This is a genomic window from Bacteroides sp. MSK.18.37 (assembly GCF_019129155.2).
Lineage (GTDB): Bacteria > Bacteroidota > Bacteroidia > Bacteroidales > Bacteroidaceae > Bacteroides > Bacteroides ovatus.
The window spans coordinates 2,833,839-2,852,556 of record NZ_JAHOIB020000001.1 but is presented as its reverse complement, the minus strand read 5'-3'; the positions used below and the strand labels follow the sequence as shown (position 1 = coordinate 2,852,556).

At 43.8% G+C, this 18,718-nt stretch carries 13 protein-coding genes; 5 read left to right on the top strand and 8 right to left on the bottom strand.

Annotated features, from left to right (window positions below; all coding sequences use genetic code 11):
- Positions 1 to 15: 15 nt before the first annotated feature.
- The 5 genes from KSX81_RS11740 to nadB all read right to left on the bottom strand — a co-directional run bounded on the left by KSX81_RS11740 (position 16) and on the right by nadB (position 9,072).
- Positions 16 to 3,081 carry a SusC/RagA family TonB-linked outer membrane protein gene (locus tag KSX81_RS11740; RefSeq protein WP_004322613.1) on the bottom strand — a complete coding sequence of 1,022 codons (3,066 nt, stop codon included), beginning with the start codon at positions 3,079 to 3,081 and terminating at the stop codon, positions 16 to 18.
- 17 nt (positions 3,082 to 3,098) lie between these two features.
- Positions 3,099 to 4,832 (bottom strand): hypothetical protein, encoded by a 1,734-nt coding sequence (locus KSX81_RS11735; RefSeq protein ID WP_004298826.1) that lies wholly within the window; start codon positions 4,830 to 4,832, stop codon positions 3,099 to 3,101.
- The gene (locus tag KSX81_RS11730) at positions 4,816 to 6,078 is read right to left on the bottom strand and encodes an MFS transporter (RefSeq protein ID WP_004298829.1); all 1,263 of its coding nucleotides are present in this window, start codon (positions 6,076 to 6,078) and stop codon (positions 4,816 to 4,818) included. Before KSX81_RS11730 ends, KSX81_RS11735 begins: the two co-directional genes overlap by 17 nt.
- Positions 6,078 to 7,136: a glycoside hydrolase family 130 protein gene (locus tag KSX81_RS11725; RefSeq protein ID WP_217725588.1), complete on the bottom strand. Its 1,059-nt coding sequence runs from the start codon at positions 7,134 to 7,136 to the stop codon at positions 6,078 to 6,080. Before KSX81_RS11725 ends, KSX81_RS11730 begins: the two co-directional genes overlap by 1 nt.
- Before the next feature lie 364 nt (positions 7,137 to 7,500).
- Positions 7,501 to 9,072 (bottom strand): L-aspartate oxidase, encoded by a 1,572-nt coding sequence (gene nadB, locus KSX81_RS11720; RefSeq protein WP_004298834.1) that lies wholly within the window; start codon positions 9,070 to 9,072, stop codon positions 7,501 to 7,503.
- A gap of 106 nt (positions 9,073 to 9,178) precedes the next feature.
- Here nadB and KSX81_RS11715 point away from each other — a divergent pair, with 106 nt between their 5' ends.
- The 4 genes from KSX81_RS11715 (at position 9,179) to dacB (ending at position 13,668) form a co-directional block, all read left to right on the top strand.
- Positions 9,179 to 9,589 carry a PH domain-containing protein gene (locus KSX81_RS11715; RefSeq protein ID WP_004298836.1) on the top strand — a complete coding sequence of 137 codons (411 nt, stop codon included), beginning with the start codon at positions 9,179 to 9,181 and terminating at the stop codon, positions 9,587 to 9,589.
- A 13-nt stretch (positions 9,590 to 9,602) separates the two neighbouring features.
- Positions 9,603 to 10,946: a dihydrolipoyl dehydrogenase gene (gene lpdA / locus KSX81_RS11710; protein WP_004298839.1), complete on the top strand. Its 1,344-nt coding sequence runs from the start codon at positions 9,603 to 9,605 to the stop codon at positions 10,944 to 10,946.
- A 64-nt stretch (positions 10,947 to 11,010) separates the two neighbouring features.
- Positions 11,011 to 12,213: a TlpA family protein disulfide reductase gene (locus KSX81_RS11705; RefSeq protein ID WP_052587931.1), complete on the top strand. Its 1,203-nt coding sequence runs from the start codon at positions 11,011 to 11,013 to the stop codon at positions 12,211 to 12,213.
- 48 nt (positions 12,214 to 12,261) lie between these two features.
- Positions 12,262 to 13,668, top strand: a complete 1,407-nt coding sequence (gene dacB / locus KSX81_RS11700; RefSeq protein WP_004298842.1) for a D-alanyl-D-alanine carboxypeptidase/D-alanyl-D-alanine-endopeptidase — start codon at positions 12,262 to 12,264, stop codon at positions 13,666 to 13,668.
- 315 nt (positions 13,669 to 13,983) lie between these two features.
- Here the strand turns inward: dacB and KSX81_RS11695 are convergent, their stop codons facing one another.
- Positions 13,984 to 15,483, bottom strand: coding sequence for an acetyl-CoA hydrolase/transferase family protein (locus KSX81_RS11695; RefSeq protein WP_004298843.1), 1,500 nt, complete (start codon positions 15,481 to 15,483; stop codon positions 13,984 to 13,986).
- A gap of 136 nt (positions 15,484 to 15,619) precedes the next feature.
- A complete protein-coding gene (locus KSX81_RS11690; RefSeq protein WP_049701489.1) occupies positions 15,620 to 16,081 on the bottom strand; it encodes a hypothetical protein in 462 nt (153 codons plus the stop codon).
- A gap of 336 nt (positions 16,082 to 16,417) precedes the next feature.
- Here KSX81_RS11690 and miaB point away from each other — a divergent pair, with 336 nt between their 5' ends.
- Positions 16,418 to 17,791 (top strand): tRNA (N6-isopentenyl adenosine(37)-C2)-methylthiotransferase MiaB, encoded by a 1,374-nt coding sequence (gene miaB, locus KSX81_RS11685; protein ID WP_004298847.1) that lies wholly within the window; start codon positions 16,418 to 16,420, stop codon positions 17,789 to 17,791.
- A 173-nt stretch (positions 17,792 to 17,964) separates the two neighbouring features.
- On the opposite strand, the gene KSX81_RS11680 is transcribed toward miaB, so the two are convergent.
- Positions 17,965 to 18,678: a S24 family peptidase gene (locus KSX81_RS11680; RefSeq protein ID WP_004298849.1), complete on the bottom strand. Its 714-nt coding sequence runs from the start codon at positions 18,676 to 18,678 to the stop codon at positions 17,965 to 17,967.
- Between the last annotated feature and the right edge of the window lie 40 nt (positions 18,679 to 18,718).

Genomic DNA, 18,718 nt, shown 5'->3' with positions numbered 1-18,718 from the left:
TCTTTTTAGCTAGATTTAAAATTGCAAATTAACTCCAAAAGTGAATGTACGTGAAGACGGATAACGTGTAGTATCCACTCCCATATCCAATGGGTTATTGATACCCAGTTCCGGATCAAGTCCGGAATAACCGGTTAAAGTAAATATATTCTGACCGCTCACATAGAATCTACAACTTGAAAACAGTTTGCTCTTCTGGCAAATGTGACTCGGCAGTGTATAACCTATTTGCATATTCTGCAAACGCAGGTAAGAACCGTTCTCCACATAGAAAGAAGAACCTCTCATATTATTGTTAGAGTCAGAGTTGGTTATGCGTGGATATACAGCATCCAAATCCCCGTCTTTTGTCCATGCTTTTGTGTAAGCATCCGCCAACGCATTCTGGCGTCCTGCTGAAGCAAGGCTTCCTTTAGCAACGTTCCAGATGTCATTTCCAATAGTTCCCTGGAATGCCATACTTACATCAAAGTTCTTATAACTGAATCCTAAGTTGAAACCATAAATGAGGTCCGGATTAGGATCACCGATAAAAGTACGGTCATCATCATCATTCAATTCGCCTGATTCTCCTAATTTGGCAAACTTAAAATCACCCGGTTGTGCATTAGGCTGAATCTTGGTACCATTCTTATCCACATAATTGTCTATCTCTTCCTGATTCTGGAATATTCCTATTTGTTTGTACCCCCAGAAACGTCCGATAGGACCTCCTACATACGTACGGCTAGTATTTCCACTCAAATATTCCGATGTAAGTTTGGTTACCTCTGTCTTATAAGTAGACATGTTCAGCCCTACATTGTAATTAAAGTCTTTTCCTATCTGGTTACGGTAGTTGACTACTATTTCGAAACCGGTATTCTTCAAGTCTCCTGCATTGAAGAAGGGGCTGTTAGGGAAGGCGCCAAAAGAAGGAATAGGCATATTCAGCAACATGTCACTTGTTTTCTTTACATAAAAGTCCATACTTACATCAAGGCTGTTTTTAAAGAAAGACATATCTAAACCGACATTGGTTTGCTGGCTGGTTTCCCATTTAATATCTGCATTTCCCACATAAGTCGGGACGTAACCTTGTGAGTATCCGTTTCCAAAGTACCATTGATTTTCATTATTGGTACCAATCAACGTAAGAGGTGCGTCTCTGTCGATTCGTTGGTTACCATTCTGTCCCCAACCTACACGCAGTTTTAAATTGGAAATTGTATTTTCAATGTTCAGGTTCTTAAAGAATTCTTCATTGCTCACTCTCCAACCTAATGAAACTGATGGGAAATAGCCCCAACGGTTACGTTTGGCAAATCTTGAAGAACCATCGGCACGGAAATTGACTGTAGCAAGGTATCTGTCATCATATACATAGTTGATACGTCCCAGGTACGACAACATAGAAGATGTTTCTTTACCTCCCGAGGTGTTATCTCCGGCTGTTTGTGCATCAAGTATCTGATAGATTTCATCGTTACCTAAAGCCTTTCTCTTAAATGCATTAATGCCTTCGCTGCTGTTCTTCTCATAAGTCATGGCAACCATTGCATCCAATTTATGCCTGCCTATTGTCGTGTTGTAATTAAGGCGTTGTTCCACCTGATAATTAGAAGTAACAGCGCTATTATTATTCAATTGAGTTTCTTTATTATATTTACTTTCCTGATTCGCTAAGTTATCTTCCGAAAAAGTAGACGAATAGACAGGACGGAAGTCTTTGAAAGTATCATGGTATCTTTCGAAACTATACTGTACCCGATAGCTCAATCCTTTATACAATTTGATTTGGGCAAACACATTACCAAATACATTGAATATGTCATTGTATCTATTAGGAAGTTCGAGCATGGCTACCGGATTAGGGTCGTAAGACCACTCGGTAGGCGCATATTTGTTATATTCGTAATTTTCAGAAGACGGATCTACCAACGGGCTGATAACAGGGGTAAAAGGATCAGCTTTTTGAATGAAATCGAATGAAGGAATTGCTCCTGCGTCACGTTTTCTTATCTTTGCCAGATTGACATTGGCGCCAACAGTGATAAATTTGTTAATATCATATTCAAGATTCGCTTTAAGTGAAAGTCTTTTGAATTCAGTAGTGATGATTGCACCCTGATCGTCTACATATCCTAAACTTAAAGAAGATCTCGAATTATCTGTCCCCTTACGGATGCTTAGATTATAGTTCTGGTTGAAAGCTGTACGGGTTACTTCATTCCACCAGTTGGTATTATAACCTTTCTGATACTGATTGGTAAACTTATCCTTCATTGAGTTTTGAAAGCTTGCATCATTTTCATACGCTTTCATGATGAAGTTGTAGTATTGGTCGCTGTTCATCATGTTCAATGCTTTATAACTGTTTTTTACACCTACATAAGCATCCAATGTTACAGTCGTTTCACCTTTCACCCCTCCCTTGGTAGTAATGAGGATTACTCCATTAGAACCTCTCGAACCATAGATAGCGCAGGCTGAAGCATCTTTTAATACTTCCATACGTTCAATATCAGATGGATTCAGGCTGCTGATGTTATCCATGAACTGTCCATCAACTACATACAATGGATTGTTGTCATTGACGGTCCCTAAACCTCTCACGCGGATCACTGCATCCGATCCCGGCTGGCCGGAACTGGCGGCAACAAATACGCCGGCTGCCTTACCTGTTAGTAGTTCGGATGCATTGGACACTGCATAGTTCTTAATATCCTTACTACTTATAGAAGCCAAAGCACCGGTAAGGTCACTCTTTCTTTGAGTACCGTAACCAATAACTACAACCTCATCCAATTTATTATCAGACACTAGATTTACATTGTACGTTCCGCTATTTGTTACGTTTACAATTTCAGTTTTAAAACCGACATACGAGAATGAAACTTTATTTGACGATACTTTTAATGTATATTTACCGTCAAAATCAGTGATAGTACCATTGGTCGTTCCCACTTCAAGAACAGAAACTCCAATTAAAGCCTCTCCGGTATTACTGTCGTATACCACACCCGAAATACTCTTGGTTTGCTGTGCAAAGACATTTGTGCAAACAGCAAGAATAAGAATGAATAATAAATGCTTACTCATAGTTTATACACTTAGATTTAATTATATGAAATGATATTTTGTTTATTCGCAATAATCTTACCATCTTTCAGTTCTAATTCTGTTCCGGCGGGAAGTTCCACAATTACTCTTGCGTCGTTGGCCGGGATCTCAACGGAGCCATTTGTCTTTATATTTTTTGCTATATATTCTTTGGCAACAATATCAAACAAATCGCATGGTTGGGTAGCTTGATAAGTAATGGTTTTGGTCTCTTTATGAGGGTTATAATAGAGATAGACCGGATAAGGTTTCTCTGTATAGAAGTCTGTGACATTACAATCCAGCCGGAGGATACCCTCCACATTCGTTTGACAAACAATGGCCCCTAAAATACCAACAGGAGAAGAACTGTAAACGCTGAACATGCTCTCCGTCGGATTACCTTTTATCCATTTGGGACCATCGCCGATTGCAACCGGATTAACCCCTTTTAATGATGCTTTTCCATAGTCATCCGTTTTTCGTAAACCTTCATAAGAAACATTATCATAAGTAATGTCCTTCAATTCAGGAGCCCATTGATGTGTTTCATCTATTTCCCCCGGATAGAACAAACGACATGCACTTGCATTGTTCAACATCCACTTGCCGATAGCTTTTGCATATTGAGGCTGATATTTCACCATCGGAATGAAAGGCCAGGCAGGTTTGATACTGTTCATGAGGAATGCATATCCTCCGCCGTCTGTGATACTTCCTTGCAGACCACTTACATCATAGTCACCCCATTTTCCTACAATAATTCCCCAACCGGTTCTTCCTGTAGGGCTTTTACATCCGTCAAATACCCAATCAAGAAGTTTGGCTACATCATAGTTGGCTCCTTCTACTGCATTCAAATAGGCTGCCGTATAAACTCCGAGTGGTAAAAGGGCCTCGTAAAAACGGCTTTCTTTTTGGGCAAGCAGGGCTTCGATGGCACTTTTACTATGTTGCAGATAACGTGGATCACCAAACTTATGATAAGCACACAACAATACATAAGCATGCCCACCGGCGGCGTCTTGTTGCAATGGAATATTATTAACCATTCCTTTCATTTGTGCATAGTCAAAATAAGAATAGTCGTAATTTCCATTCAATACAGAATCTGCTTTAACAAACTGCTCCGCAATACTTTTTTGTATCTTCTCTGCCCCGTCTACATTGGGGAAAACATCGCAAATAGCATAATATAAGGCATTGGGTAATACATCATACCACCAGTCGCGGCCATAGCCTCCTCCTAAAAGGGCTACTGACGGAGTCGTATTGTTCATGACTATATTCCAGCCGTTATCAGAGTTGAAATAATTCTGCACCATTTTTACATAGTTATATCCGTCTTGATTCGTCTTGTCAATCCCTACAAGGCCGGCACCAAGAATAGCTGCCAATGAGTTCAGACTTTCATGGAACTCTCCGTTATTGGCATTTTTTCCCTGACGAATATCTTTAATGGCAGTATATAAGCCAAATGTAGTCTGGTCCATATTTCTGCGGGCGTCATCTAACCAGATTAATGGTCCGACTTCGCTTTTATTATTCCAGTCAAAGATAAACTGGTCATACTTTTGGGCTTTTTGCTTCCAGTCCAGCATTTTATAAGTTTCAGGCATATCAGGCATAGAGTCTACCCTATGGATGGAAACCTGCTTTACCTTTTCACCAAAGTTATTTTCGTTGCCCGAGCAAGATGCCAGGAGACAAACGGTCATAAGTACAAAAACACCTTTACTTGTCATTTTCATGTTCAATAGTATCAGTTTGATTAGTAATATTCTTAGCTAAAGGATATGCCGCTAATTGTAATCCGGCAACAATCACCAGCGCATATTTCAATGCAAAATCCTGCGATACACAATAAGCAAGGAAGATAAACAGTAGTAAACCGAAAGCTCTTCCAAGGAAAAGGCCGAACTCATGGCTTAGGATATATGCATATTCGTTTCTATTCTCAATCTTTGCAACTGCATCAATTGTTCTCATCATAATGGGGAAGTAAGCCAGGTCGAACAAAGGCTGGAATATCACTTTGCAAAGGACGAAAAGGATCACTCCTGTAGCAGAGAAGAGAATACCGTTGAATAGTGTACCGACAAAGAATACGATTAGTCCTCCTACAAATATTTTCAAACGGTCTTGCGGGCGGGCCATACGTCCTAATACATACACCAGGACAGCAGTCAGTGCCCCGCTAACTCCCTGAATCAATCCTAACGCTCCTTCATCTCCTACCAGCTTCAATACTAATATAGCCGGTGCCGTTACTAAAAAACCTTGAACCATTCCTTTCAATCCGGCTAGCCAAAGCATCTTTTTCCAAAGTATGTTGAAGCGGAAATAGAGGAAGTTCGTTTCTTTGGGGTTCTCGAATTTACCTTTCCACAGTGTCATGCAGGCGATAACGGTAATGACTACTGCTGCCATCGTAACTACACAGTAAGAGGTATTGATATTGAAGAGGAATCCGAAAACTTCTTTTCCATCTATCTGGCTGATAAATGCGCCTATAATTAAAGGAACACCGATGGAGGTAATAGAAAAGAAGAAAGACTCTAGTCCGAAGAAATAGTTACGGCTGTTGTCGTTGGTATTATAGAGAGCCAGTAGGTATCGGTTGGTCCAGAAGAAACCAGAAGCTGCTCCCATTAAAAAGCCGGCCAGACCAAGTTCGACGAAGCCAAGTGACTTGATAGTCATCATACCGAACATGGAAATGCCACTTACCAGGATTCCTACCGAATAAAGTGTCTTCACACTGTATTTCTTTAGCAGATAACCGTTAACAAGAGAGGTAGTAATGATGCCTATATACATTGCCAGCTGATAAAAAGCAACCATCACGGGGTCACTCGTGTTTCTCATGATATAGGCTCCCACAAAGATTTCTACTATCGGTAGTACCAATGCATAAAGCATATTGGTAACCAACAGTGTTCTCATGTTAGGTTCCTGTTGCTTAAAGAACAGATATTCTTTTTTCAGTTTATTCATTACTTCTCTTGTGTCTGTTTTAATACGTTTAATATCTCTGAAATGGAAAGCTCTGCCTTACAAATCACTTCATCGCTTGCTCCATAATACATGGTTATCGTATCGCCGTCCACTAAATGCCCATTAGTGAAAACTACATTTCCGAAGAAACCTGTTTGCTCATAAGCGGCGATAGGTTCCATGATAGGTTCTTCGCTTCTTGCAATGACTTTCGACGGGTCATTTAAATCGAGTAATAAAGCCCCCAAGCAATAACGGTGATTAAAATCGGCTCCATGATAAATCTCCAGCCAGCCTTCTTCTGTCTTTATTGGAGCTGCCCCTGCCCCTACACGTGCGCAATTCCACATTCCGTCACGAGTGGTTGCCACACATTTGTGGTTTCCCCAATGCAAGCGGTCGGGCGATTCTGCCAACCATATATAATTGCCGCCAAGTTCGGGACTGCTCGGGCGATGAAGAGCGAAATACTTGTCACCTATCTTCTGTTCGAACAATGCACAATCTTTATTATGCGGTGGGAATATCATTCCATGCCGTGTATAGTTTTTCCAATCATTGGTGTGAATCAGTCCAACCCCTACAGCTACCGACGATACTTCTGTGAAAGTAAGGTAAAAACCATCTTCGGTTGTTGCAACACGGCAATCCTCAATGCCGAATGCTTCCAGCTCTCCTTTTCCGAAAATAGGTGGAAATTCCGGTTCATCTTTGAAGTGAATACCGTCGGTACTTGAAACCAATCGTAAGTAAGACATCGTAGTCAGATAATTCTTTCCTTTGTAACCGATAACGCGTGGGTCTGAAGCATCTAAATCGGGATCATTCTTTAAAAACGAAACCACTTCTATTTTTCCTTTTTCATTATATATAGGAAAACTGATAATTCCTTCTTTCTGTATAGGTCTCTCTGCGACGCGCAAAAGTAACCAAATTTTGCCTTGATATTTGAAAACTCCGGGATTTAACAAACATGTAATTTCCATTCCGTTGATTCCCGCTTTTAAATCTTTTGGAGCCAGTAGGGGGTTCTGCTCACATCTTTTAGCTATATCCATAATATTTCGATTAGTGATTATTTCTGTGAACAAAAGTATGAGATGAAAGACAGGAAAGCGTTTACTATATTCTCAAAGAGGTGTACACATGCTCAAGAACATGTTTTTAAGAGGATGATATTAGGGAATGATTTTAGAAGAGGCAGAGATATTCGTATTTATATGCTGTACTATTTAAAAGCTTGATTTATAGATGGATGTGCACTTCGTTGAAGTGTATTATATTCTCATAAGTGTATAGTATAGTTTCTTTGAGGAGTGCAAAAGAAACATATAAAGATAAAAAAATAAGAGGCCAAACTCAAAAATATAATTTGAGGAAGCCTCTTGTTTTTTCTTTTTAATAAGAATAATACTGTAAATCCTATTTCTTCACGTGCGGATAATCTATCGTATAATGTAATCCGCGGCTTTCCTTACGCTCCATTGCTTGGCGCATAATCAGATAACCCACATTCACCATATTACGCAATTCGCAGATTTCTCTGGACGCTACGCTACGTTTGAACAGGCTTTCAGTCTCTTCGTAGATAATATCGAGTCTGTCCCAAGCACGTTTCAGACGGAGGTCGCTGCGGACAATACCTACATACGTACTCATAATCTGGTTCACTTCCTTCATACTTTGCGTAATGAGCACCATTTCTTCCGGCGAACGGGTTCCTTCGTCATTCCATTCGGGAATATCTTCATTATAAGAATACTGATCGACCACTTGTAGACTGTGCTTGGCGGCAGCGTCGGCATATACGACTGCTTCTATCAGTGAGTTGGAAGCCAGACGATTGCCTCCATGCAATCCTGTGCAGGAACATTCTCCCACGGCATAAAGACGTTCGATGGAAGATTGTCCGTCCAGGTCGACAAGGATACCTCCGCAGAGATAATGGGCGGCCGGGGCTACCGGGATATAATCTTTCGTGATGTCGATGCCCAGGCTAAGACATTTCTCGTAGATATTGGGGAAGTGTTTCTTTGTTTCTTCGGGATCTTTGTGGGTGACGTCCAGATATACATGGTCGTCTCCACGGTTCTTCATCTCGTTGTCGATGGCGCGTGCCACGATGTCACGGGGAGCGAGTGAAAGACGGGGATCATATTTCTGCATGAACTCTTTGCCGTCCATTGTACGCAGTACGCCTCCGTAGCCGCGCATCGCTTCTGTTATCAGGAAAGAAGGGCGGTCTCCCGGATGATACAGGGCGGTAGGGTGGAATTGTACAAACTCCATATCCTTCACCGTACCTTTGGCACGGTAAACCATGGCGATACCGTCTCCGGTAGCGACTAGCGGGTTAGTGGTTGTTTTATAAACGGCTCCTACTCCACCGGTAGCCATTAGCGTCACTTTAGCAAGATAGGTATCTACTTTTCCCGTTTTCGGATCGAGGATATAAGCACCATAACATTTGATGTCCGGTGTCTGGCGGGTTACGGTTACACCCAAATGATGCTGTGTCAGGATTTCAATGGCAAACTGGTTTTCGATGACCGTGATATTCGGATGGCGTTGTACGGCTTTAATCAGACTGTCCTGAATTTCCGCTCCCGTATTATCTTTATGGTGAAGAATACGGAACTCCGAGTGTCCGCCTTCGCGGTGCAAGTCAAATTCGCCTTTCTCGTTCTTGTCAAAATCCACTCCCCACTTAATCAGTTCTTCAATTTGTGCGGGAGCTTCGCGCACTACTTTTTCTACTGCGGCACGGTTACTGATCCAGTCGCCGGCAATCATTGTGTCTTCAATGTGCTTGTCGAAATTATCCACCAGAAGGTTGGTGACGGAGGCTACACCTCCCTGGGCGAAGTACGTATTGGCTTCTTCCAGCCCGCTTTTACAGATAAGAGCAACTTTACCTTTGTGCGCCACTTTCAGCGCAAAACTCATACCGGCAATTCCGGAACCGATAACGAGGAAATCGAATTTTCTTACCATAATCTTGTTATTTCTCACCGCAAAGCTACAAAATAAGTTACTTCGTTGTACTTTTCGTTGTCACTAATTCATAAAATTGCTACCTTGCAGGCAAAAATCTGACAAAATGAATCGAATTTTTCATGCCCGCATCGCCTGGTACCAATATTTCCTGTTGGTGGTGCTTACTGTAAATGCTGTTGGCGCATTGTGGTGCAAATATATCTTGGTAGCGGTACTGTTTATGCTGATGCTGATTGTAGTGATCGAACAGATTATACATACTACTTATACGTTGACTACAGACGGTAACCTGGAGGTTTCACGCGGCCGTTTTATTCGTAAGAAGGTTATTCCGCTTTCCGAAATCACCACAGTCAGGAAATACCATTCCATGAAGTTCGGTAGTTTCTCGGTGACGGATTATATCTTGATAGAATACGGAAAAGGGAAGTTTGTTTCGGTGATGCCTGTCAAGGAACAGGAATTTGCAGAACTACTCGAAAAGAGAATGTTTGAAAAGAAGATAAAAGAGTAACTGATTATATACTATGAAATATCAAGTGATTATCATCGGTGGCGGTCCTGCGGGATATACGGCTGCCGAAGCTGCTGGTAAAGGCGGTTTGAGCGTATTGCTTATCGAAAAGAATAGTCTGGGTGGCGTCTGCCTGAATGAAGGCTGTATTCCTACGAAAACGTTGCTGTATTCGGCAAAGACTTATGACAGTGCAAAACATGCATCAAAGTATGCAGTCAATATCCCGGAAGTCTCTTTCGATTTGCCTAAGATAATAGCTCGTAAGAGTAAGGTAGTGCGTAAACTGGTGCTGGGAGTGAAAGCGAAGCTGACTGCCAACAATGTTACAATCGTATCGGGAGAAGCGCAGATCATTGATAAAAATACGGTTCGCTGCGGGGAGGAAATTTACGAAGGGGAGAACCTGATACTTTGTACAGGCTCGGAAACTTTCATTCCCCCTATTCCGGGAGTGGATGCGGTGAACTACTGGACGCACAGGGATGCTTTGGACAGTAAAGAATTGCCGGCCTCTCTGGCTATTGTAGGTGGCGGAGTGATCGGGATGGAGTTTGCATCGTTCTTCAACAGTTTGGGAGTACAAGTGGCGGTGGTTGAGATGATGGACGAAATCCTGGGTGGAATGGATAAAGAGCTTTCCGCTTTGCTCCGTGCGGAATATGCAAAACGAGGTATTAAATTCCTGCTTGGTACGAAAGTGGTCGACTTGTCGCAAACGGGAGAAGGGGCTGTTGTTTCTTATGAGAACGCGGAGGGAAACGGCAGTGTCATTGCAGAAAAGCTGTTGATGAGCGTCGGTCGCCGTCCTGTGACGAAAGGTTTCGGGCTCGAAAACCTGAATTTGGAGCAGACGGAGCGTGGTGCTATCAGAGTTAATGAAAAGATGCAGACTTCTGTGCCGGACGTGTATGTTTGTGGTGACCTGACAGGATTCTCTTTGCTCGCCCATACGGCTGTTCGTGAAGCGGAAGTTGCCGTACATTCCATCTTGGGAAAGGAAGATGCCATGAGTTATCGGGCTATTCCGGGCGTAGTCTATACCAATCCGGAGATTGCCGGAGTGGGTGAAACGGAGGAGTCGGCCTCAACGAAAGGAATCAATTATCAGGTTATCAAACTTCCGATGGCTTACTCCGGCCGTTTTGTGGCGGAGAATGAAGGCGTGAACGGAGTCTGCAAAGTATTGCTGGATGAACAGCAGCGGGTGATTGGCGCTCATGTATTGGGCAATCCGGCTTCGGAGATTATCACTCTTGCGGGCACTGCCATTGAGCTCGGATTGACGGCAGCGCAATGGAAAAAGATTGTTTTCCCACATCCTACGGTAGGAGAGATTTTCCGGGAAGTGTTATAAACGGATTCTGATATCTGCGATCGTTCATTGATGTGGGTATCTTACTGATAAAATCAAATATATGATGAGAAAATATATAATCACTCCGGTCTTATTGGCAATAGTTTGTATGGTGATGTGTCATTGTACATTTAATCGTAAAGCGTCAGTTGCCGCCAATGAATATTTGATTCAGGGCGAATTGGCCAATCTTCCCGACAGCATTGTGATCGGCCTGTATGAAGAAGACGGAAATATTCTTAACTGTGTCTTGAGAGATACGCTTATGAATGGACAGTTCTCTTTTCGCGACACGGTTTCTACCACACGGAAAATGCTGATAATGTCTGATAATCGGGGCTTCCCGGGTACATGGCTGGAAGTGTGGATCGCACCGGGAGAATACATCGAAATCAAGGGACAGGACAAACTAGTGAAAACATGGGAAGTAGTAAGCGATGTGCCGGAACAGCAGGAAGAAAACCGCTTTACGGCTTGTACGATGGCTCAACAGAAAGAACTGATGCAATACATGGCAGCGGAATATGACTGGCAACGGATGATGTTCATAGACCATCCGGGCGACCGGGAGTTTGAAAGTCAGGCCTGGGCCAAAATAGATTCTATCCGGAAACTGTCAATGCCGTTGCAGCAGGAAATCTGGAAAAAGGAAATGGAATACATGGAAGAAGCTCCCGTCTCCCCGGTGTGGATGGATAGATTATTGTTTTTTGCTTCCATGATGAAATATAAAACCATCATGCCTTATAAAGAAGAGGTGAAAAACCTCTATGCTCGAATGTCCGAATCCGATAAACAAACAGATGACGGACAGGAGATTACAGCCTATGTTTATCCTCCCACTACCGTAGGAGTTGGAGATATGATGGTGGATGGAGACTTGTATGATGCGAATGATTCTCTCCGTCATATTTCCGAATTCAAAGGAAAATTCATCTTACTCGATTTCTGGAGTAGCGGGTGTGGTCCTTGCGTGGAGTCGATACCCGAAATGGAGAAGGTGATGGATCTGTATAAGGATAAAATGACTGTAATTAGTATTAGTGAGGACCCGAAAGCACGTTGGAAAGAGTATATCAAGACGAAAGGAATGGGCGGTAACCAGTGGAACGAACTTCGTAAAGGACGCACCGGTCTTGCCCTAAACTATCAGGTACGGGGTATCCCTCATTATGTATTGATTGCCCCTGATGGAAAAATTCAGGATGTATGGTCCGGCTATGGCTCCGGTTCGCTTTTTGGACAGGTAGAGAAAAACTTGAAATAGATATAGAGGTAAGATACTATCATTTGTTGATGTCATAAACTGTATTGTATGAAAAAAAGTCTTTTGTTGGTCGCCCTTTCAGTTTGTTTGTTGCCACTTTGGGGACAACAAAATTTCTCCCGGATAGATTCGCTTATCAAGAAGATGCTCCCCGAAGCATCCGAGGTCGGCATATCCGTCTACGATCTGACGGCTAAGAAATCGCTTTATAACTATCGTGCGGAGAAACTTTCCCGTCCTGCCTCTACCATGAAGCTGCTGACGGCTATTACCGCACTCTCCCGCCCCGAAGCCAACGAGCCTTTCCGCACGGAAGTATGGCACGATGGCGTGATAGAGCATGATACCTTGCAAGGCAACCTGTATGTAGTGGGCGGATTCGATCCTGAATTTAACAGCCAGTCGATGGATTCATTGATAGAAGAGGTAATCACTTTCCCTTTTTCGGTGATTAACGGACAGGTATATGGTGACGTTTCGATGAAAGACTCCCTTTATTGGGGTAGTGGATGGGCATGGGACGATACTCCTGCGGGCTATCAGCCCTATTTGTCTCCACTGATGTTTTGCAAGGGGACTGTACAGGTTTCTGTTGTTCCCTCTACGGTGCAGGGAGATACCGCGAGTGTTTCCTGTCAACCTGTATCCTCCTATTATACAGTGACGAATCAGACGAAAACACGTACCTCTTCTGCCGGAAGATTCTCTTTCACGAGAGACTGGCTGACGAATGGCAATAATCTCCTCGTTTCGGGCAATGTCACTTCGATCAGAAAGGACGATGTAAACATCTATGACTCTCCCCGTTTCTTTATGCATACTTTCCTGGAGCGTCTTCGTGGGAAAGGAATCACGACTCCCCAGTCGTATGGCTTTGCCGAATTGCCTCGTGATAGTGTGACTGTAGAACGGATGGCTTGCTGGAATACTCCCGTGCAGAAAGCGCTGAACCAGTTGATGAAAGAGAGTGATAATCTCAATGCGGAAGCATTGCTCTGTCGCTTAGGGGCGCAGGCTACGGGAAAGAAGCAGGTAGCTGCCGAAGATGGTATTGTCGAGATTATGAAATTGATCCGTCGCCTGGGGCATGACCCGAAAGACTATAAGATTGCCGACGGTTGCGGACTGTCCAATTATAATTACCTCTCTCCTGCCCTGCTGGTGGACTTTCTGAAATATGCGTACTCGCAAACAGAGGTGTTTCAGATGTTATATAAATCTCTTCCCGTTGGCGGGGTGGACGGAACATTGAAATTCCGGATGAAAGGTACTCCTGCCTTCCGGAATGTTCATGCCAAAACAGGCTCGTTTACGGCAATAAATGCGCTCGCGGGCTATCTGAAGATGAAAAACGGACATGAAGTAGCCTTTGCCATTATGAACCAGAATGTGCTTTCGGCAGCTAAGGCACGGGCGTTTCAGGATAAGGTGTGTGAGGTGATTATCGGGAAATAGATGGTGTCATAATACCCAAATTGAAAGACTTACCCCTGCTACAGCTATGTACAGCAGAAGCACTTTCCTAAAGAAAAGAGTTTTGACACCCCCAAAAACAACCCAAGTGGAATTTCGTTGTTGAATCCGATTTCTATGTTGTCATAGGTTAAGTTTCTACTCTTTATGGAGGGCTTATTGATTCTTCTATAACTTATTGATTTTTCTATAAAAAGATAATTGTATTCTCTAATAAGCAAAAATCGTTGGATTTTGTTTACCAGAGAATACAATTATACTTGTTTAGAATCGAATATTGTAAATCCTATATTCTATTTACTTGGCGTATTCAGCCCAATTGGTATTCTTCATATCGCCGCTTTTAGCCAACTCTGCGTGCATACCAAGTGCAGCCTGAATAGCGTGTGGAGTCTGCGCGCGGTTGCCGGCCAGTTTGAGGTAATCCCAAAGAAGCTCTTTGTAGTCAGGATGAGCACAGTTTTCGATGATGGCTTGTGCACGTTCTTTCGGACTCTTGCCACGAAGATCGGCAACACCTTGCTCGGTGATAACGATGTTAACATCGTGCTCCGTGTGGTCGTGGTGGGATACCATCGGTACGATTGCACTGATCTTACCTTCCTTAGCCACAGACGGACAAGTGAAGATAGAAATGTAAGCGTTGCGGGTAAAGTCTCCCGAACCACCGATACCGTTCATCATTTTTGTTCCGCCGATATGGGTAGAGTTTACGTTGCCGTACAGGTCGACTTCGATGGCTGTATTGATAGAAATGATACCGAGACGACGTACTATTTCCGGGCTGTTTGAGATTTCCGACGGACGGAGAACCAATTTATCGCGGAAGAAATCCATATCGTTGTAAATGCCTTCCAGACAGTCGTTTGTTACAGTCAGTGAGCAGGCACTACCAAATTTGATACGTCCTTCGCGAATCAGTCCGATCACGGAGTTCTGTATTACCTCTGTGTACATTTCGAATGGAGGAATCGTTTTATCACGTCCCAATGCACCGAGTACGGCGTTGGCGATGTTTCCTACACCCGATTGCAAGGGTAAGAAAGTAGACGGAATGATGCCGCGTTTCATGTCGGCAGCGAGGAAGTCGGCAACATTCTGTCCGATTTTGTCGGTCAACGGATCGGCAGCGGCGAAAGAACGGGCTTCGTCCGGCCAGTTGGTTTCTACTACGCCAATAATCTTTTTCGGGTCTACCTGAACGTAAGGCAGTCCGATGCGGTCACTCGGTTTATAGATAGGGATCTCGCGGCGGTAAGGCGGGTCGAGCGGTTCGTACACGTCATGCAGACCCATACAGGATTTGCTGTGTGCGCTGTTCAACTCTACGATGATCTGGTCGGCCAGACGGCAGATGGTCGGAGCGATACCACCGGCAGCAGTCAGATAAATCTTTCCGTCCGGAGTCACTTCACAGGCTTCGATGATGGCTACGTTCACTTTGCCCATGAATCCGTAGCGTACTTCCTGTGCCATTTGTGAGAGGTGTATGTCGTTGTAGGCAATCTCTCCGTTGTTCACAGCTTTGCGGAAATCAGAGTTGGTAGTATAAGGGGCGCGGTAGCGGATCGCTTTGGCACGTGACAGTACGCCGTCGCAGGACTCTCCTGTCGATGCTCCTGTAAAAATTCCTACTTGAAACGGGTTTCCTTTCGCATGTTCTGCTTCAGCAATTTTTGCGAGTTCGGCTGTTACAGCCTTGGCCGTTCCGGCGGGAGTAAATCCGCTTAGGCCGATGTTGTAGCCATGTTTAATCAGGCTTGCAGCTTCCGCTGCCGAAATACGATTGAGTGACATAAATAGTAAATTTCGTGTTAAATACAGTTGATATCTAATTAGTTGAAAATTCGCTCAAAATGTATGTATACAGGTTGACACCTGATACTCCATGTTTAATACTTAATACTTAAAAGAAGTCTCCTCCGACTGTCGGTCAGTATTTCCGTTGAAGTATTTCTCCCCAGATAATGGCTCGGCGTGCTTCTTCTGCCGAATGAATCGTAAAGTCTTCTTTATTGTCGGGTGAATCGTGAGGAGTATTATAGTGAGCACCTTGCCGACTGTTTTGTTCATCCTGTGCGACACTGTTCGCGAGGGATGCAGCCACGGATACTTCTTCTTTTTTCTTTTTCTGTTTCGAAGTTTGCTGTTTGGAAGGTTGTTTGGCGACCGGTTGCTCGCGAAGAATCGGCTGGAACAGTTCTTCCAGGGATTTGGGCCTGCCCCAAGCTTCGGGCATAGGAGCGGTATCGGGGTTTACTTCAACCGGAGATGGCATTGGGGGAACGGGGTGCTTGGCTTTAGCCTTTTTTGCCTTGCTGTTTTTATTCACCTCTTTGAATATTCCCACAAGAATGACGCCTGCTATCAAGAGAAATTTCAAAAAATCTTCCATTGTGCTTCACATCTAAATAGTTATCCGCCAAAGGTAGGCATTTTATCTGGTTTGAACTAACATTTGGGCATGAAAAAAGGGCAGCTTCACAGCTCCCCTTAATTTTTTTAACCTAAACCTTAACTATGAAAAAATCTAATGTTTCTTTCATTGCACAAATGTGAAAAATAAATTTAAATTTGCCAAGTATATGGATGGAAAATGTTTATCCTCTTAACATAAATTACAAATTTGCTTGCCAAATCATCAATTTTTGCGTTATTTCTGTGTCAATTAACTACTTATTGAAAGTGAAGCCGTATCTTTGCATCCGAATTTTTAAACTAAGATTTGAGTATGAACGAATTAACGGGAGCGGACTTTAAATCCGCAACTGAAATGACTGATGACAACAAGAAGTTGTTTATCGAAACATACGGCTGCCAGATGAATGTGGCCGACAGTGAGGTGATTGCATCGGTGATGCAAATGGCGGGATATTCCGTAGCTGAAACGCTGGAAGAGGCTGACGCTGTGTTTATGAACACTTGTTCTATCCGCGACAATGCGGAGCAGAAGATCCTGAACCGCCTGGAGTTTTTCCACTCGCTGAAGAAAAAGAAAAAGCGCCTGATTGTGGGTGTACTGGGCTGTATGGCCGAACGGGTAAAGGATGATCTGATAACGAATCATCATGTCGATCTGGTAGTCGGTCCGGATGCTTACCTGACGTTGCCCGATTTGATTGCTGCCGTAGAGACTGGCGAGAAAGCAATCAATGTGGAGCTTTCTACTACCGAAACTTATCGGGATGTGATTCCGTCGCGTATCTGTGGCAATCATATTTCCGGCTTTGTGTCCATTATGCGTGGTTGCAACAATTTCTGCACTTATTGCATCGTTCCCTATACTCGCGGACGTGAGCGTAGCCGTGACGTGGAAAGCATCCTCAATGAAGTGGCGGACTTGGTGGCAAAAGGTTATAAAGAAGTCACCCTGTTGGGGCAAAATGTCAACTCATACCGTTTTGAGAGACCGACAGGAGAAGTGGTTACCTTCCCGATGTTGCTCCGAACAGTGGCCGAAGCCGCTCCGGGGGTACGTATTCGTTTCACGACTTCCCATCCGAAGGATATGAGTGACGAAACGTTGGAGGTGATTGCGCAAGTGCCGAATGTATGTAAACATATTCATCTGCCTGTGCAGAGCGGTAGTTCCCGCATCCTGAAACTGATGAACCGTAAGTATACCCGTGAATGGTATCTGGACCGGGTGGCAGCTATCAAACGCATCATCCCCGATTGCGGACTGACTACCGATATTTTCTCCGGTTTTCATTCTGAAACGGAAGAAGATCATGCCATGTCGCTTTCGCTGATGGAAGCGTGTGGGTACGATGCTGCTTTCATGTTTAAATATTCCGAGCGTCCGGGAACGTATGCTTCCAAACATCTTGAAGATAATGTGCCCGAAGAGGTGAAAGTCCGCCGCCTGAATGAGATTATCGCTTTACAGAACCGTCTGTCTGCCGAATCCAACCAGCGTTGCATCGGAAAGACGTATGAAGTGCTTGTGGAAGGTGTTTCCAAGCGTTCGCGCGATCAACTGTTCGGCCGTACGGAACAAAACCGTGTGGTGGTGTTCGACAGAGGTACGCATCGTGTCGGTGATTTCGTCAATGTGCGTGTCACGGAGGCTAGTTCGGCTACGCTGAAAGGGGAAGAAATCTGATTCACCACAGAGGACGCAGAGGTCTTATTCTCATAGTCGTGGCTGTCTTGTAGTTGTGACTGCCTGTACGGTATGTGGCAACTGCGCTTATACAACACATCCTGTGGGGGCTTTGAGGATTAATATAAAAAAACAGTGTTCCTCTGTGTCCTCTGCGTCCTCGGTGGTGAAACTTACATCATCATGTGTCTCCTGATGGAGAACTTCACAATCGCCATTGCGTTGATGGACGCGAATGGAATATCCATCGGTTCGTGGTGTGTGTTGTAACTCACCAGTTTGAGATGACCTTCTTGCTCCGAACGGTTTACGTATTTTACTGCCAGATACTCGTCTCCGTCAATCATAAACGACACCAGGTATATTTCCCCGTAAATGACGTTGTCGAAACTGCTGATTTCTTTATATCCGATAATGTCTCCCGATTTCAATATAGGGTACATGCTGTCTCCGTTGACGTAGACCGCCCCGTCGCAGACGGATATATTGGGAATCAATATCTTCCCCAGTGCATACTGCTGTTTGTTGGTGAATAATGTTTTCAGATTGGCTGCCGCTGTGATATCGTACAACATGACGCTGCGGTCATCTGTCGGTTCCGCTGTTTTCGGATTGTGTATAATCTCCACTTCTCCTTTTACCAGTTCGCTTTCGCAATGTCTCGGCTGATGTTTCGGATTCCCTTTTCCTAATAATAGCCAGTTGTAGTCCACCTTGTCCCCGAATTTGTCGAGTAACAGGCGGAAATCAATGCTGTTTCGTGCACCCCAGTTGGATACTGTGGCACGTGAGACTCCTAAATATTCAGCTAATTCGCTGTCGTTCTTGAAGTTTAGCACCTGTTTGGCACGCTTCACGATTCCTGTGACATCTAAAAATGTATCCATTCTATGATCGTTTATTTTTGATGTAAAAATTCATAAACTC

Coding starts and splice junctions, on each gene's coding strand:
- KSX81_RS11740 (WP_004322613.1), bottom strand. CDS start 3,081: ATGAGTAAGCATTTATTATTCATTCTTATTCTTGCTGTTTGCACAAAT.
- KSX81_RS11735 (WP_004298826.1), bottom strand. CDS start 4,832: ATGAAAATGACAAGTAAAGGTGTTTTTGTACTTATGACCGTTTGTCTC.
- KSX81_RS11730 (WP_004298829.1), bottom strand. CDS start 6,078: ATGAATAAACTGAAAAAAGAATATCTGTTCTTTAAGCAACAGGAACCT.
- KSX81_RS11725 (WP_217725588.1), bottom strand. CDS start 7,136: ATGGATATAGCTAAAAGATGTGAGCAGAACCCCCTACTGGCTCCAAAA.
- nadB (WP_004298834.1), bottom strand. CDS start 9,072: ATGGTAAGAAAATTCGATTTCCTCGTTATCGGTTCCGGAATTGCCGGT.
- KSX81_RS11715 (WP_004298836.1), top strand. CDS start 9,179: ATGAATCGAATTTTTCATGCCCGCATCGCCTGGTACCAATATTTCCTG.
- lpdA (WP_004298839.1), top strand. CDS start 9,603: ATGAAATATCAAGTGATTATCATCGGTGGCGGTCCTGCGGGATATACG.
- KSX81_RS11705 (WP_052587931.1), top strand. CDS start 11,011: ATGAGAAAATATATAATCACTCCGGTCTTATTGGCAATAGTTTGTATG.
- dacB (WP_004298842.1), top strand. CDS start 12,262: ATGAAAAAAAGTCTTTTGTTGGTCGCCCTTTCAGTTTGTTTGTTGCCA.
- KSX81_RS11695 (WP_004298843.1), bottom strand. CDS start 15,483: ATGTCACTCAATCGTATTTCGGCAGCGGAAGCTGCAAGCCTGATTAAA.
- KSX81_RS11690 (WP_049701489.1), bottom strand. CDS start 16,081: ATGGAAGATTTTTTGAAATTTCTCTTGATAGCAGGCGTCATTCTTGTG.
- miaB (WP_004298847.1), top strand. CDS start 16,418: ATGAACGAATTAACGGGAGCGGACTTTAAATCCGCAACTGAAATGACT.
- KSX81_RS11680 (WP_004298849.1), bottom strand. CDS start 18,678: ATGGATACATTTTTAGATGTCACAGGAATCGTGAAGCGTGCCAAACAG.